Here is a 14010-nt window from a genome sequence, read left to right on the forward strand (position 1 = left end):
GATGGCCTGGTGACGACGGCCCCTCTCATCGACGTAGTGGGCGACGTGGCGACGGTGCGGCTCAGCCGGCCAGACGCCGGCAACGCGCTCGACCTGGCCACCGCGCTCGACCTGCGGGACGGCATACGCCGGCTGGCATCGGAGCGGCCGCGCGTGGTCGTGGTGCGCGCGGAAGGGCGGATGTTCTGTGCGGGCGGGGACGTGCGCGCGATGGCCACGGCCGCGGACCGTGGGTCGTTCGTGGCCGAGCTCGCGGGTGTGCTCCACGAGGCGCTGGTGACGCTGCGCGAGCTGCCCGCGGTCGTCGTGGCGGTCGTCCAGGGCACCGCCGCCGGTGCCGGGGTCGGCCTCGTCCTGGCTGCCGACATCGTGCTCGCCTCGGAGCGGGCGACGTTCCTGGCGGCATACCCCGGGGTCGGGCTGTCACCCGACTGCGGTGTGTCCGCCCTGCTTCCGGACGCCGTCGGACCCCGACGCGCCGCGCTGTTCGCGCTGACCGGGCTCCGGCTGGACGCCGCGGCGGCCCTCGACTGGGGACTCGTCAGCGAGGTCTGTCCGCCGGACGCGCTGGAGGCGCGAGCCGAGGCAGTCGTCGAGGCCCTCGGTTCGGTTCCGGCGGGCGCGGTCCGCGAGGCGGCCCGGCTGCTGCGCGCCGCCCCACGGCGCTCGTATGCGGACCACCTGGCCGACGAGGCCGTCACCATCGCGCGTCTGGCCGCGACCCCCGAAGCGGGCGAGCTGATCCGCGCCTTCGCCACGCCCACCCCCGAAGGAGACTCGTGACCACCCAGAGCAGCACCGTCGACGACATCGTCGGCCGTAGCGCGACCCGCTACCCGGACCGGACCGCGCTCATCTTCGATGACCGCACCTGGACGTATGCCGAGCTCGACGCGGGCGTGTCCCGCGCCGCCGCTCACCTGATCTCCTTGGGACTCGAGGCCGGTGACCGGGTCGCCACGGTCGGCCTCAACTCAGACGCGTACCTGCTGGCCTACCTCGGCTGCGCTCGCGCCGGGCTGGTGCACGTTCCGGTGAACTATGCCCTGACCGGTCCGGAGCTGACCTACCTCCTGCAGAACTCCGGCAGCCGGGTCGCGCTCGTCGACCAGGCGCTGCGCGAGGGCGTCGAGTCCGTCCGTGCCGACACCTCAGTTGAGCAGGTGCTCGTCCTGCACGGAACGGACGACGCCGTGCTCCCGGTGTGGAGCCACGGTGACGTGCCCCTGGTGGAGGTCGAGCGGTCCGACACGGACCTCGTCCAGCTGCTCTACACGTCCGGGACGACCTCGCTGCCCAAGGGCGCGATGATGACGCACCGAGCCCTCGTGCACGAGTACGTGTCGGCGATCGTCGCGCTGGAGCTGGCCGAGGGCGACGCGCCGCTGCACTGTATGCCGCTCTACCACTCCGCGCAGATGCACGTGTTCCTCATGCCGTACCTCGCGATCGGCGCGACGAACCATCTCATGGCCCGTCCCGACGTCGCCGAGATCCTCAAGCAGGTGCCGGCGAACCGCAACGGCGCGCTCTTCCTCGCCCCGACGGTGTGGGTGCCGCTGGCGAACCACCCGGCGCTCGACGGTGCTGACCTGTCGTCGCTGCGCAAGGCGTACTACGGCGCGTCGATCATGCCGGTGCCCGTGCGGGAGCGGCTCCAGCAGCGGCTGCCCGAGCTCGGCTTCTACAACTGCTTCGGCCAGTCAGAGATCGGCCCCCTGGCAACGGTGCTCCTGCCTGACGAGCATGCCGACCGGCCGAGCTCGTGCGGGCGCACCGTGTTGTTCGTCGAGGCTCGCGTCGTCGACCCCGAGGGAGATGACGTCGAGCCGGGCACGCCCGGCGAGCTGCTCTACCGGTCGCCGCAGCTCTGCACCGGGTACTGGGACAAGCCCGAGGCGACCGAGGAGGCCTTCCGCGACGGATGGTTCCACTCCGGTGACCTCGTGAGCCGTGACGACCATGGATATGTCACCGTGGTCGACCGCATCAAGGACGTCATCAACACCGGCGGGGTCATGGTCGCCTCGCGTGAGGTCGAGGACGCGATCTACACCCATCCCGCGGTCGCGGAGGTCGCCGTCATCGCCACGGCGCACGAGCGCTGGATCGAGGCGATCACCGCAGTGGTCGTGCTCAAGGAGGGCCAGACGGTGTCGGAGACCGAGCTCGTCGACCATGCGCGCGGGAGCCTGGCGCCGTTCAAGCTCCCCAAGGCCGTGCACTTCGTCGACGAGCTGCCGCGCAACCAGAGCGGCAAGCTCCTCAAGCGGGTCCTGCGCGACGACCTCGCCGCCCAGGAGTGACGCGCCGGCCCGCTGGACCGGCGGCCGGGGCAGGGCGGATGCTGGAGAACGTGCCGAGGAGCCGGGTCACCGGGGTCGCCCTGCTTGTTCTGCTCGTCGTGCTCGTCGGGGCGCTCACGGCATGTGGAGGCACGCAACCACAGGAGGTGCAGAGCGTGACCGTCTCACCGTCGATCACCGTCACCAGCAGCGCGTTCCAGGAGGGCAAGCCGATCCCCGTGGACTACACCTGCAACGGCGCGGGCAGGATCCCGCCGCTCGCGTGGTCCGGCACGCCGTCGGGTGCCGTCGCACTGGCGCTCGTCGTCGATGACCCTGACGCGCCGAGCGGCACGTTCACCCACTGGGTCGTGCTTGATCTTCCTTCTGGGACAAGCAAGCTCGACGGGGATACGCTCCCGGCGGGTGCCGTTCAGGCGAAGAACTCAGGCGGCCGCGTGGGGTGGTACCCGCCGTGCCCACCGAGCGGCATCCATCGTTACCGGTTCACCGTCTATGCGCTCTCCAGGGCGACCGGGCTCGCGAACGGCGTCGGGCTCGACCAGGCGCTGGGTGCGATCGGCGACACTGCCGTCGCCCAGGGCCGGCTCGTCGGTACGTACGGGCGCTAGCGGCAGCGCGCCCGGGGGTCAGGCCTGAGCGCGGAGGTAGCGGCCGAAATGGGGGACGGTGAACGCGATCTGGCCGCGCTCGCTGGAGTAGATGAGGCCCTTCTTGATCAGCGCATCCCTTGCGGGAGAAAGGGACTGGGGCTTGCGCCTGAGGACGTCGGCGACGGCCGCGGTCGGCACGGCGTCGCGCTCGACGACCCCGTCGTATGCCGTGTGGCCCGGTTCCGCGTCAGCGTGGCCGTCGGCATCGGCCGGGGCCTCGGGCGAGTCCACGATGGCGGCGTCGGCCATGGCGCGGAGGTACTCACGCTCGGCAGGAGTGGCCCGCTCGAAGCGAGAGCCGAAGAAGCCGACCGCCAGCTCCGACTCGGCCTCGGGCACGGCGACCCGGATGTCCTCGGCGGTGACCGGGGAGGTGGGTGCGACGTCCCACACGACCTTGCCGTACGCCTGGATGAAGTAGGGGTAGCCGGCCGTGACGGCATACATCGCGTCGAGGGCCTCGCCGGTGAACTCGCAGCCCTCCTCGCCGGCGGGACCGACCAGCGCCTGGTCGGCCGCGTCACGGGGCAGCCGGTCGATTCGGGAGTAGCGGAACAGCCTCTCGGAGTAGGACTTCGACGCTGAGAGCACCGCAGGCAGATGTGGCAGCCCGGCGCCGACGACGATGACGGGCAGTCCCGACTGCGAGATCTCGTGACATGCCGCGCACAGGGCCGACACGTCCTCCGGGTCGAGGTCCTGCATCTCGTCGATGAAGAAGGCGACGCCCTTTCCGACGTCCGCCGCGAGCCCGCCGATGTCCGTGAAGAGCTCGACGAGGTCGATCTCGATGTCGCCGGAGTCGGCACGTCCAGGCACGGCCGCGACGTCGATGCCCGGCTGCCACCGGTCCCGCAGCTTGGAGCCGGTCGGGGCATCGCGCAGCGCGAACGACTTGACGATGCCGAGGACCTGGTCGACATCCTCGCCCCGCGGGTGACCGAGCTCTCGGACCGCCTGGTGCGCCGCCGCCGCAAGAGGCCGTCGCAGCCGTTGGTCCGGGCGTGCCTCGAACTTGCCGGTCCCCCAGTCGGCGCGCACCGCCGAAGAACGCAGTGCGTTGAGCAGCACCGTCTTGCCGACCCCCCGCAGACCGGTCAGCACGATCGAGCGCTCCGAACGCCCTCGAGCGATCCGCTCGAGCACGACGTCGAACGTGCGCAGCTGCTCGTCGCGACCGGCGAGCTCGGGTGGCCGCTGCCCGGCCCCGGGGGCGTACGGGTTCGTGATGGGGTCCACGCTCGGAGGCTATACGCGTGTCTATCGAAAACCTGAGACATCCGAATAGCGGGAGATCGTGTCGCGGTGTCTTTGGCCATGCTGGTTGGCGGTCGGCGCCTCGCTTCGCTACCCACCGACTCAGCGAACCCATCCTTCATTTGATGCGGATTCCACTGAATTCAGGCACAAAAGAGCGCCGTTCCGCACGGTCAGGGGTGGTCATGCGGAACGGCGCGCTTGCGACTATAACCGGTTCGCGGGCCAAACGGTCAACTGATCGGCTCAATTTCAAAAAGTTGGTGCGGATTCGCAATGGAGTCCTGCTCGGCGACAAGCAGCATCTCCTCGGACCCGCTCGCGTGCGTGCGCTCCAGCACGGAATACATGGTCGCGGCCGTCCGCTCGAGCGCGACCTGCGCACCGTCGGTCAGGTAGTGCGCGAGGAACACGGCGGCGGTGACGTCACCGCCGCCACGGACCGTCATCGGCAGCATCGGCGTGGTCACCACCCATGCGCCCTCCCCGGTCACGCACGCCATCTGGATCGAGCCCTGGGGAGTGTCCGTCGTCAGCGCGCTCGTGACGAGCACGACCTGCGGCCCGCGGGCGCGGAGCTCGGCGGCCGCGGCCAGCAGGTCCGCCTGCGTCGTCACGGTCCGGCCGACGAGGAACTCCAGCTCGAACTGGTTCGGCGTGACGATGTCGGCCTTGGGCACGACCTGGTCGCGGAGGTACTCCGGGATGCCCTCGCGGACGAAGAAGCCGCGGCCGACGTCGCCCATGACGGGGTCGCAGCAGTAGATCGCGTCGGGGTTCGCGGCCTTGACCCTGACGACCGCGTCGAGGACGACCTCGCCGACCGCCTCGGCACCCTGGTAGCCCGACAGGACCGCGTCGATGCTCGGGAAGGCGCCACGGTCCTCGACCCCGTTGATCACCTCGGCCACGTCGGAGGGCGCGATGAGCGGCCCCCGTGTCGCGCCGTAGCCGGTGTGGTTCGAGAACGTCACCGTCAGCACCGGGTAGACGTCGTGCCCGAGCCGCTGCAGCGGGAACACCGCAGCAGAGTTGCCGGCGTACCCGTAGGCGACGTGGGACTGGATCGACAGTATTTTCACGAGGGCCCACGCTAGCGCCACGTGCGAGGATTGGTGCATGAGCGTGATCCCGACGACAACCGTCTCCGATCTGGCCGACGACGCCGTCATGGTCGACGTCCGGGAGGACGACGAGTGGGCCGCCGGCCACGCTCCGAACGCCATCCACATCCCCCTCGGCGAGCTTCCCTCACGCCTCGCGGATCTGCCCGAGACCGACGACACCGTGCCGGTCGTATGCCGCATGGGCGGGCGGTCGGCGCGTGCGGTGATGTGGCTGGTGCAGCAGGGCTTCGACGTCGCGAACGTCGAAGGCGGCATGCTCGCCTGGCAGCGCGCCGGCAAGCGGATGGCTGCCGACAGCGAGCCGCAGATCATCTAGGCCGGAAGATGCCCCTCGAATGAACGACGACCGACGAGACGACCGCTCCGGAGCACCCGACCCGAGCCAGGACTCGTGGTCGGCGTGGCTGCCCGAGCTCGACCCGACGCGGGACCGGACGCAGCCCCTCGACGAGCCGGCGCAGCCGCCCCCACCGCAGCCCCCACCGCCGCCACCGCTCCCTCAGGCTCCCGCACCGGTCTCGGCGCCGCGGATGCGGCGGTTGCCGCACCGGGCCTTGACCCCGGCCGCGACAGGACGGGCGCCGGCATACGCCCGTCGGCCCAAGAGCTACCTGGGGCTCGCGATCCTCGTGACGATCTTCTGCTTCTGGCCGTTCGGGATCGTCTCGATCATCATGGCCGCGACCGTCGGCTCACGGTGGTCTCGAGGTGACGCCCATGGCGCTTACCGCGCCTCGCGGGCGGCTCGCGCGTGGGCCGTGGCCGCGGTGGTGGCGATGCTGATGCTGTTCCTGCTCTTCTACGTCGTCGTCGGGACGATGTGGTCGATGGGCCGGCACTGAGGGGATTGAAGGGGCGCACGCGCCGGCCCACCGACGGTCGGTCCGGTCAGGCGTCCTGGCGCACGACGGCACCCTGGGCGACGACGACCTTCACCTGCTCACAGGCGTCACCGTGCTCGAGTGGGTTGGCGTCGAGCACGACGAGGTCGGCGAAGCCGCCGGGGACGAGGCGTCCGGCCTCGCGCGACCAGCCGAGGAGGCGGGCCGCGCTGGTGGTCGCGGCACGCAGGGCGTCGAGCGGCGTGAGCCCGGCCTCGACGAGCAGCCGCACCTCGGAGCCGATCGGGTCGACATCGGTGCCGAACGAGTCCGTGCCGGCGACGATGGTGACGCCGCGGGCGTGGGCCTCGCGCACGGCCTTCATGAGGATCGGGGTGTACTCACGCCCGCGGGCGTCGAGGATCGGGTTGCTCGAGCCGATCATCCCGCTGATGGCCGCCAGGGTCGGCGTGAAGTGGGTGCCCCGGCGGGCCATCTCGGCGATGGTCGCGTCACCGACGAAGACGCCGTGCTCGATGCTCCGGACACCCGCGCGGACGGCGCCGTCGATGCCGACCTCGCTGTAGGCGTGGCACAGCACCGGACGGCCGGCGGCCGCCTGGACGACGGCGGAGAGCTGCTCCCGGTCGTAGACGAGCTCGAGAGGGTCCTGCTCGGGCAGGCCGGCGCGGGGGTTGGCGCGGGTCTTGACGACGTCGACGCCGCGGGACACGTTCACCTTCGTCAGGTAGGCCAAGTCGGTCGTGCTCGTGACGCCGTTCTTCACGGCGGCGAGAGGAGCGAGGTCGGGGTCGGCGAGCACCGAGTCTCCCAGCTGCGGAGACACGAACAGCCCGGCGGCCCGCATCCGCGGGGCGAGCCCGGGAGCCCACTGCGACAGCGGGCGCATCGCGACGTCCTGGAAGAAGGACGACGAGCCGCTGCGCACCGAGGTGGCGCCCGCGTGCACCAGGGCCTTGACGTCGGCGACCGCGTTGGCGTGCACGTGGACGTCGATGAGCCCGGGCACGACCCAGCGACCTGACGCGTCGATGCGCTGTGCGGCACTGCCCACCGCGGCGACGGCCCTGCGGGTCGTGTCGCGGGAGCCTACTGCGAGCACGGCACCGTCGCGCAGGACGACGACGGCGTCCTCGATGACGTGACCGGTGAGCGGGTCGACGACCGAACCGCCCTCGACGACGAGCGGCGCTGCGGGCGTCTCGGTGACTGACCCGCGCCGGGAGCCGCCGCTCGTGGAGGCAGCGGCGGACGAGGCGGTGGCGATGCCGGCGGCCGTGACCCCGGCGAGGACCGCGGCGCCCGCGAGGACGTTGCGGCGGGAGACCGACGAGGGGGGCAAGGTCGGCGTGGCGTCGTGGTCATGCAGGCACATCGGGGTCCTCCTGGAGCTGGGCTCGTCGCCCGCGAGATTTGGTATACCAGATAGTGGTATACCAAATGCCAGGACACCGTCAATGGTTACTCGGGAGGAACATGCACGGGGAGGCTCAGTCGCTGCGGCTACGCCGGCGTGCCGCAGACGAGGTCGCCCGGCCCCGGTGCGACGACCGGGGCTTCCAGGACGCCCGGGAGCGCGGGCGACGGCCGCATCTGCGCGGTCCGCTCGCCGACCTGGAGGCAGAGCTGCAGGCGCGTCGCGGCCGGGTCGATCGGGTCGCGTGGCGCCACGAAGTCGGGGCCGGGCACGTCGAGCGTCGGGGGCGTGACGGCATACGTCCGGCCGGTGACGGTCGCCCCCGGCTCCAGCGCGCGGGCGCCGATCACCGGGGCGGCGACGAACCGCACGGCGGGGGCCGTGGCGAAGCCCTGCCTGCTCAGCCGGACCACCCCGCCGGACATGTAGACCCACCCGTGCTCGGGGTTGAGGTCGGGAGGCAGCGTGGCCGAGCCGAGCATGTCGGGGATCCGGTCGTAGACGACGAGCTGCCGCGTGCCGGTGTTGGTCACGGAGTAGTCGATGACCGTTCCCGGCTTGCGACGGACCCCGGGGTCGGCGGGGAACTGCGAGAAGCCGACAGAGACCGTGTAGCGGAGCGTCACGTCACTCTGCGAGACGCCGCCTGACGAGTCACTGGACCCACACCCGTTCGACGACACCACGAGACCGCCGAGCGCTAGAGCGGCGAGCAGACGGGGCAGTCGTCGCATGCCGGGATCACTTGAGCAGCCTGGACATCCGGCGGTCGGCGAGCGGCTTGCCCCCGGTCTGGCAGGTCGCGCAGTACTGCAAAGAGGTGTCGGCGAACGACACCTCGCGGACGATGTCGCCGCACACGGGGCAGGCCTCGCCGGTCCGCGCGTGCACGCGCATGCCGGCACGCTTGGCGTCCTTGAGCTCCTTCGCCGGCTTGCCCGACGCGGCGACGACGGCGCTGGTCAACGTGTCGCGCATCGCGGCATACAGCCGCTCGACGACGTCGGGCGCGAGCGAGCCGGCGATCGCGAACGGGCTGAGCTTGGCGACGTGCAGGATCTCGTCGGAGTAGGCGTTGCCGACGCCGGCGATGACCTCCTGGTCGCGCAGCAGCCCCTTGATCTGGGTGCGGCGCCCCGCCAGCAGCTCACTGAACTTCTCGAGCGTGAAGTCGTCGGCGAGCGGGTCGGGCCCGAGCCTCGCGATGCCCGGCACCTCCCGGGGGTCCTTGACGATGTATGCCGCCAGCGACTTCTTCGTGCCGGCCTCCGTGAGGTCGAAGCCGGAGCCGTCGGACAGCCGGACGCGCAGGGCGATCGGCGACTTGCCGGGCCGCAGGACGGTCGTCGGCAGCTGGTCGGACCAGCGGAGCCAGCCGGCCCGCGCGAGATGGAAGACCAGGTGCGTCCCGTCGGCGTCGATGTCGAGGAACTTGCCGTGCCGGTGCACGCCGTCGATCGGGGAGCCCTCGAGGGCCTGCGGCGGCGGGCTGAACGTCTTGAGCACGCTGAACGAGGCGAGCCCGACCGTGGTGATGGCGAGCCCGTCGGTGCGCTCGGCGAGGAAGTCCACGAGCGCCTGCACCTCGGGCAGCTCAGGCATGGCCCAAGTCTGTCATCCCGGCACCACAGTTCGACCGGGTCGCGACGGCTGCTCGTCGGCAGCGACCGGCTCACCGACCTTGCCGTGCTCCTCGAGGATCCGGAGCAGCCCGTAGCCGTCAGGGGCAGAGAAGGTCTGCACCGTCCGCGCGGCCCAGGGGCGCAGCGGCGGGTCGAGCTTGATCGGGTTGGACAGCACCTGCTCGGTGGGGGACAGGTGCCGGATGCAGACGCCGTCGACATGCCGGGGTCGGGCCTCGGCGAACTCCGAGTAGAGCATCGGGTCGTGCTGGCCGTCGTCGCCGACGAGCAGCCAGGTGATCTGCGGGAAGTCGCGGGCCAGGCGGTTGAGGCTCGAGCGCTTGTGGTCCTGCCCGCTCCGGAACCAGCCCGTGTTGGTCGGGCCCCAGTCGGTCATGAGCAACGGTCCCAGCGGGAAACCGTTCTCGAGCAGGAAGCGGGTCAGCGTCGACGTCGTGTTCCACGCGCCGGTCGAGACGTAGACGATCGGTGCGCCGTGGTGCGCCGAGAGGATGCGGCGGTACATCGGAGCCATGCCCGTGACCGCCCGCCGGGTCTTGCCGCGCAGCACGAAGGTGTTCCAGGCGGCGATCATCGGCCGGGGGAGCATCGTCGTGATGACCGTGTCGTCGATGTCGCTGACGATGCCGTAGGTCACGTCGTCGGCGACGATGAACACGTCGGCCGGCACCGGCTCGGTCCCCTGAGCCTGGACGACGACCTGCTGCCAGCCCGGTTCGAGGCCGTGGTCATGGGCGACGAAGTCGACGTAGCCTCCCCGGTCGGAACGGCCGTAGACCTCGCGGTCGCCGATCGTCACGGTCACCGGCACGCCGCTCGCATGGGCGGTGACGAACACCCGCCAGCCGCGGTCGTAGTGCGCCGGGGCGAGCGCCCCCGTCGCGTCCTGGCGGCTCGGCGGGCCCGGCTCGCCCTTGCGGTGCAGCACGACTCGTGCGAACACGCGGACGAACGAGGTCGACCCGTAGCCGATGTGGGTCACGACCTTGTTGCTCCAGCCACGCCCACGCAGCACGCGCTCGACCTGCCGGTTGAGGTTGTCCTCGATGATGGCGGCCGCGTGCGGTCGTGACATGACCCAAACCTACCCGGCGCCCGTCGGTGATGTTTGATGGACGACGTGCACCCCATTGCCGAAGCACTCAGCAGCGCAGCGACCGGCGACTTCCCCTCCGTGGACGGCACGTGGCAGCGGGTCGAGCCGTGGCGACCGGGCGTCGAGGGTGTGCTCGCCTTCACCGGTCACGCCTACCTCGCCCTCGAGCCGGACGTGCGAGACAGCGAGGTCGAGGCGCTCGGAGCCGACGGCTTCGGGGGCGCGAGCAACCCACGCCTGGTCTCCCGGCTGGCCAGCGGCGGCTGGATCGACTCGCTCGACGTCGTCCTCGTCGCCCGTGGGCGCGGCGGCGACGCGGCCCTCGTGCCGCGCAGCGACCTGCGGAACCATCCGCGCGCCGAGCACGCGACGGCGGTCCGCAGCGCGGTCGCGACCTATGGGTATGCCGTCCATGGCGACCGCACGCTCGTGACCTTGTCGACGGGACTGGGCGGGCTGCCCGAGATCGGCGTGGAGACGGACCCCGCCAAGGACCACGCCGGCTCGGCGGTGGTGCGCGACGCGCTGACCCTGGTCTCGAAGGAGCAGGTCGTCGTCGCGGCGTGTGCGCCCGGCAACGCACGCGCCCTGCGCGCCTTCATGTCGGCCGGGTTCGAGCCGGTCGCGTCCGTGCAGCTGTGGAGACCCGAGCGCGTCAAGGCCTCGCAGCACTCTTGACATTCTGACCGTTTGGCGAATATCGCCCCCTCATGATCGGATCTGCGGGTGGACAACGCCGCTGGCCTCGGCAGCGAGGCACCATCTGGATCCTCCCGGACGCGCAGCTGGCCGATCCTGCCGATCGCCGCTGCTCTCTGGTGGCTGGTCGGTGCCCTGCCCTGGATCCTGTCGGGCCTCGGCGACGAGGTCAGGGGCGGGTACCTCTCGCTCCTGCCGTTCCAGGCGTCGCTGCTGCCGCAGCTGCTGACGATCACGCTGTGCGGTGGTGCTGCGGCCGGGCTCGCCACGCTGTGGCTGCGCGACCGGTCGCGCCGCCGGGTCGCCTCGTGCCTCGCCGCCGTCGGCGGGTCCTTCGTGGCGACCGCGTACACGGTCGCCCAGGCGACCGGCGCCACCCGTTCGCTCGGCGCGGACTTCGACAGCGACCGTCGCGTCCTGGCCGGAGTGGTCGCCGTGGCCGCCGTCGGCAGCGTCGTGGGCACGCTCCTTGGCCTGCTTGTCGCGCTCGGCGGCCCGGTCACGAGAGCCGTCGCCGCGGCCCCCCTCGCCGTCGCGGCCGGCGGCTGGGCCACCGGAGTCCTGGTGGCCGCGGTCGGGATCGACACGGCCCTGCCGTTCCTGCCGTGGGGGCGCTATGTCGTCGGCGCTCTCATGGGCCTTGCCCTCGCAACGCTCGGGCTGCGACCGGCCCGGCGGCTGGTCGCCTGGGTCGTCGCCCTCCTGCTCCTCGCGGTCACCCAGGCGGTGATGACCGCCTTCACCTACGTGACGCCGCAGCTGCGACCCGGCGCCGGCCTGCCCGCCGGGCTCTCCGACCTGGTCGACGCCGGTCGCGACGTGTTCCTCCTCGCCCTGCAGCCCGAGCACCAGCCGTGGGTCGTCTATGTCATAGCCCTGGCCGGCGGACTCGCCGGGGCCCTGGTCCTCTGGCGACGACCCGACGGCACCGGAGGCGCCGCCCCGGCGCTCGCGGGAGGCTGAGCACCGTGTCACGACGCACGCGAGCCCGGCAGGCGACGGCCACCCTCGTGTCCGCCGCGCTCCTCGGGACGCTGGCGGCCGGATGCTCCCTCTTCTCCCAGGCACCGGCACCCGAGGACGCAGCGCGCGCCCTGGCGGCCGGGCTCGCAAAGGGCGACCTGTCCGGCGTCAGCCTCGAGGACACGACAGCGGCCAAGGCCAGCGCGTTCGTGCAGCAGGCCTACAAGGGCATGGGCGGCCTGCACCCCGCGGTCTCGATGACCGACATCTCGCACGCCGAGGACTCCGACCGCGCCACTGCCACCATCTCGACGCGCTGGGACGTGTCCGCCTCGCCGACCGACTGGACGTACCAGACGAAGGTCAGCATGTCCCTGGTCGACGGGCAGTGGAAGGTTGCCTGGACTCCCCGGATCGTCGCGCCGGGCCTCGCCTCGGACGAGACACTCACCCTGAGCCATCGGTGGCCCAAGCGCGCCGACATCCTCGACGCCGCTGGCGGCAAGCTCATGACCGAGCGCGAGGTGTCCGTCATCGGGATCGACAAGACGAAGGTGTCCGGGGCCGACGCCACCGCTGCGGCACGCAGGCTCGCCGCGCTCCTCGACATCGACCCGGCGAAGTACGCCGCCAAGGTGTCCGCCGCTGGGTCGAAGGCCTTCGTCCAGGCCCTGACGGTGCGGCAGACCGACCCGATCCTCGACGCCCACGGAGCGGCCATCGCCGCACTCAAGGGCGCCCTCGCGGTGCCCGCGCTCGAGGTGCTCGGTCCCACGCGCACCTGGGCGGCGCCGATCCTCGGCTCGGTGGGCGAGGCGACGGCCGAGCAGGTCGCCGCGTCCAACGGGCGCCTCGAGGCCGGCGACGACGTGGGCCAGAACGGCCTCGAGTACCGCTACGACGAGCAGCTGCGCGGCAAGCCCGGCCTGTCCGTGCAGGCCGTCCGCCATGGTGCCGACGGGAGCGTCATCGACAAGCGCGAGGTCTACGCCGAGGTCTCCACCGACGGCGAGCCGCTGCGCCTCACTCTCGACCCGAAGGCCCAGACGGCCGCCGAGGCCGCCCTGGCGAAACAGACCAAGCACCCGACCGCACTCGTCGTCCTGCGGGTGTCGACCGGCGAGATCCTGGCAGCCGCAGTCGGACCCGGCGCCAACGGGTCGACGCTGGCGCTGGCCGGCAAGAACGCGCCAGGGTCGACCTTCAAGATCGCCAGCTCCCTCGCCCTGGTGCGCAAGGGCGCGACCGCCGACTCGCCCCTGCCCTGCACGAGCACGCTCGTGGTCAACGGCCGGCGCTTCAGCAACTACTCCAGCTATCCGAGCGACAAGCTCGGGAACATCCCGATGCGGACGGCGCTGGCCTACTCGTGCAACACCGCCTTCATCAGCCAGCACGCCGCCGTGAGCCAGGACGACCTCATCAAGGCCGCACAGTCGCTCGGGGTCGGGGAGAAGCTCGACCTGCCCTTCACCGGGTTCCTCGGCTCGGTGCCCACGACCGACGACGAGGTGGAGCACGCCGCGTCGTTCATCGGCCAGGGCCGGGTCGAGGCGTCCCCGCTGACCATGGCCGTCGTGGTCGCGTCGGTGATGAAGGGCCAGACAGTGCGCCCCAAGCTCATCGCATCCGATGCTGCCCTGCCGTCGCCGGCCACGCCGCTGCAGGCCAGCGAGGCCGAGGTGCTGCGGCAGGAGATGCGCGCGGTGGTCGACGAGGGCTCGGGCACGATCCTCAAGCAGGTCGGCGTCGAGTACGCCAAGACCGGCACCGCGGAGTTCGGCACCGCGTCCCCGCCCAAGACCCACGCCTGGATGATCGCCGGCCGCGGGGACGTCGCCATCGCGGCCTACAACGAGGAGGGCGAGAACGGTGTCACCGGCGCCGCACCCTTCATCCTCAGCTTCCTCAGGTCCTACGACATCCGGTGAAATGTTCATCCAAGCGTTGTCAGAATCGACCGGTTCCGACGTGCGATCGGTGACACAAGAGCGCACTATGGTGCGC

14 protein-coding genes are annotated in these 14010 nt (G+C 71.4%); 8 read left to right on the top strand and 6 right to left on the bottom strand.

Going from position 1 to position 14010, the window contains the following annotated elements:
- The first annotated feature begins 9 nt into the window (after positions 1-9).
- Genes ACYVLP_RS04865 through ACYVLP_RS04875 form a run of 3 tightly spaced genes read left to right on the top strand, consistent with a single transcriptional unit; the run spans position 10 to position 2917 of the window.
- The gene (locus ACYVLP_RS04865) at positions 10-783 is read left to right on the top strand and encodes an enoyl-CoA hydratase/isomerase family protein (RefSeq protein WP_460626208.1); all 774 of its coding nucleotides are present in this window, start codon (positions 10-12) and stop codon (positions 781-783) included.
- On the top strand, positions 780-2306 hold the full coding sequence (locus ACYVLP_RS04870; protein ID WP_460626209.1) for a fatty acyl-CoA synthetase: 1527 nt from the start codon (positions 780-782) through the stop codon (positions 2304-2306). The genes ACYVLP_RS04865 and ACYVLP_RS04870 overlap by 4 nt, the downstream gene beginning before the upstream one ends.
- Before the next feature lie 38 nt (positions 2307-2344).
- Positions 2345-2917, top strand: coding sequence for a YbhB/YbcL family Raf kinase inhibitor-like protein (locus ACYVLP_RS04875; protein ID WP_460626210.1), 573 nt, complete (start codon positions 2345-2347; stop codon positions 2915-2917).
- Between the two features lie 18 nt (positions 2918-2935).
- On the opposite strand, the gene ACYVLP_RS04880 is transcribed toward ACYVLP_RS04875, so the two are convergent.
- A complete protein-coding gene (locus ACYVLP_RS04880; protein WP_460626211.1) occupies positions 2936-4198 on the bottom strand; it encodes an ATP-binding protein in 1263 nt (420 codons plus the stop codon).
- 251 nt (positions 4199-4449) lie between these two features.
- The gene (gene pdxY, locus ACYVLP_RS04885; RefSeq protein WP_460626212.1) at positions 4450-5298 is read right to left on the bottom strand and encodes a pyridoxal kinase PdxY; all 849 of its coding nucleotides are present in this window, start codon (positions 5296-5298) and stop codon (positions 4450-4452) included.
- Between the two features lie 37 nt (positions 5299-5335).
- Between pdxY and ACYVLP_RS04890 the strand changes: the two genes are divergently transcribed.
- Positions 5336-5659, top strand: a complete 324-nt coding sequence (locus ACYVLP_RS04890) for a rhodanese-like domain-containing protein (protein ID WP_460626213.1) — start codon at positions 5336-5338, stop codon at positions 5657-5659.
- A gap of 19 nt (positions 5660-5678) precedes the next feature.
- On the top strand, positions 5679-6185 hold the full coding sequence (locus tag ACYVLP_RS04895) for a CD225/dispanin family protein (protein WP_460626214.1): 507 nt from the start codon (positions 5679-5681) through the stop codon (positions 6183-6185).
- Positions 6186-6231: 46 nt separating this feature from the next.
- Here the strand turns inward: ACYVLP_RS04895 and ACYVLP_RS04900 are convergent, their stop codons facing one another.
- The 4 genes from ACYVLP_RS04900 to ACYVLP_RS04915 form a co-directional block, all read right to left on the bottom strand.
- Positions 6232-7560: an amidohydrolase family protein gene (locus ACYVLP_RS04900; RefSeq protein WP_460626215.1), complete on the bottom strand. Its 1329-nt coding sequence runs from the start codon at positions 7558-7560 to the stop codon at positions 6232-6234.
- Positions 7561-7688: 128 nt separating this feature from the next.
- Complete coding sequence (locus ACYVLP_RS04905) at positions 7689-8336, bottom strand: hypothetical protein (RefSeq protein WP_460626216.1); 648 nt, start codon at positions 8334-8336, stop codon at positions 7689-7691.
- Positions 8337-8343: 7 nt separating this feature from the next.
- Positions 8344-9204 carry an Fpg/Nei family DNA glycosylase gene (locus tag ACYVLP_RS04910; protein WP_460626217.1) on the bottom strand — a complete coding sequence of 287 codons (861 nt, stop codon included), beginning with the start codon at positions 9202-9204 and terminating at the stop codon, positions 8344-8346.
- Between the two features lie 12 nt (positions 9205-9216).
- Entirely contained in the window at positions 9217-10320 is a 1104-nt protein-coding gene (locus tag ACYVLP_RS04915; protein WP_460626218.1) for an App1 family protein, read from the bottom strand.
- A gap of 36 nt (positions 10321-10356) precedes the next feature.
- On the opposite strand from ACYVLP_RS04915, the gene ACYVLP_RS04920 reads away from it, so the two are divergent.
- From ACYVLP_RS04920 to ACYVLP_RS04930, 3 genes are read left to right on the top strand one after another with little or no spacing between them, the layout of a single operon-like run.
- Positions 10357-11019 carry an N-acetyltransferase gene (locus tag ACYVLP_RS04920; RefSeq protein WP_460626219.1) on the top strand — a complete coding sequence of 221 codons (663 nt, stop codon included), beginning with the start codon at positions 10357-10359 and terminating at the stop codon, positions 11017-11019.
- Between the two features lie 48 nt (positions 11020-11067).
- Positions 11068-12003: a hypothetical protein gene (locus ACYVLP_RS04925; protein WP_460626220.1), complete on the top strand. Its 936-nt coding sequence runs from the start codon at positions 11068-11070 to the stop codon at positions 12001-12003.
- Between the two features lie 5 nt (positions 12004-12008).
- Entirely contained in the window at positions 12009-13934 is a 1926-nt protein-coding gene (locus ACYVLP_RS04930) for a penicillin-binding transpeptidase domain-containing protein (protein WP_460626221.1), read from the top strand.
- The last annotated feature ends 76 nt before the right edge of the window (positions 13935-14010 follow it).

Source organism: Intrasporangium mesophilum, assembly GCF_054783095.1.

Excerpts from the sequence above, each read along its gene's own strand:
- ACYVLP_RS04910 (WP_460626217.1), bottom strand. The coding sequence starts at position 9,204 with ATGCCTGAGCTGCCCGAGGTGCAGGCGCTCGTGGACTTCCTCGCCGAG.
- ACYVLP_RS04900 (WP_460626215.1), bottom strand. The coding sequence starts at position 7,560 with ATGTGCCTGCATGACCACGACGCCACGCCGACCTTGCCCCCCTCGTCG.
- ACYVLP_RS04915 (WP_460626218.1), bottom strand. The coding sequence starts at position 10,320 with ATGTCACGACCGCACGCGGCCGCCATCATCGAGGACAACCTCAACCGG.
- ACYVLP_RS04920 (WP_460626219.1), top strand. The coding sequence starts at position 10,357 with ATGGACGACGTGCACCCCATTGCCGAAGCACTCAGCAGCGCAGCGACC.
- ACYVLP_RS04905 (WP_460626216.1), bottom strand. The coding sequence starts at position 8,336 with ATGCGACGACTGCCCCGTCTGCTCGCCGCTCTAGCGCTCGGCGGTCTC.
- ACYVLP_RS04875 (WP_460626210.1), top strand. The coding sequence starts at position 2,345 with ATGCTGGAGAACGTGCCGAGGAGCCGGGTCACCGGGGTCGCCCTGCTT.
- ACYVLP_RS04895 (WP_460626214.1), top strand. The coding sequence starts at position 5,679 with ATGAACGACGACCGACGAGACGACCGCTCCGGAGCACCCGACCCGAGC.
- ACYVLP_RS04890 (WP_460626213.1), top strand. The coding sequence starts at position 5,336 with ATGAGCGTGATCCCGACGACAACCGTCTCCGATCTGGCCGACGACGCC.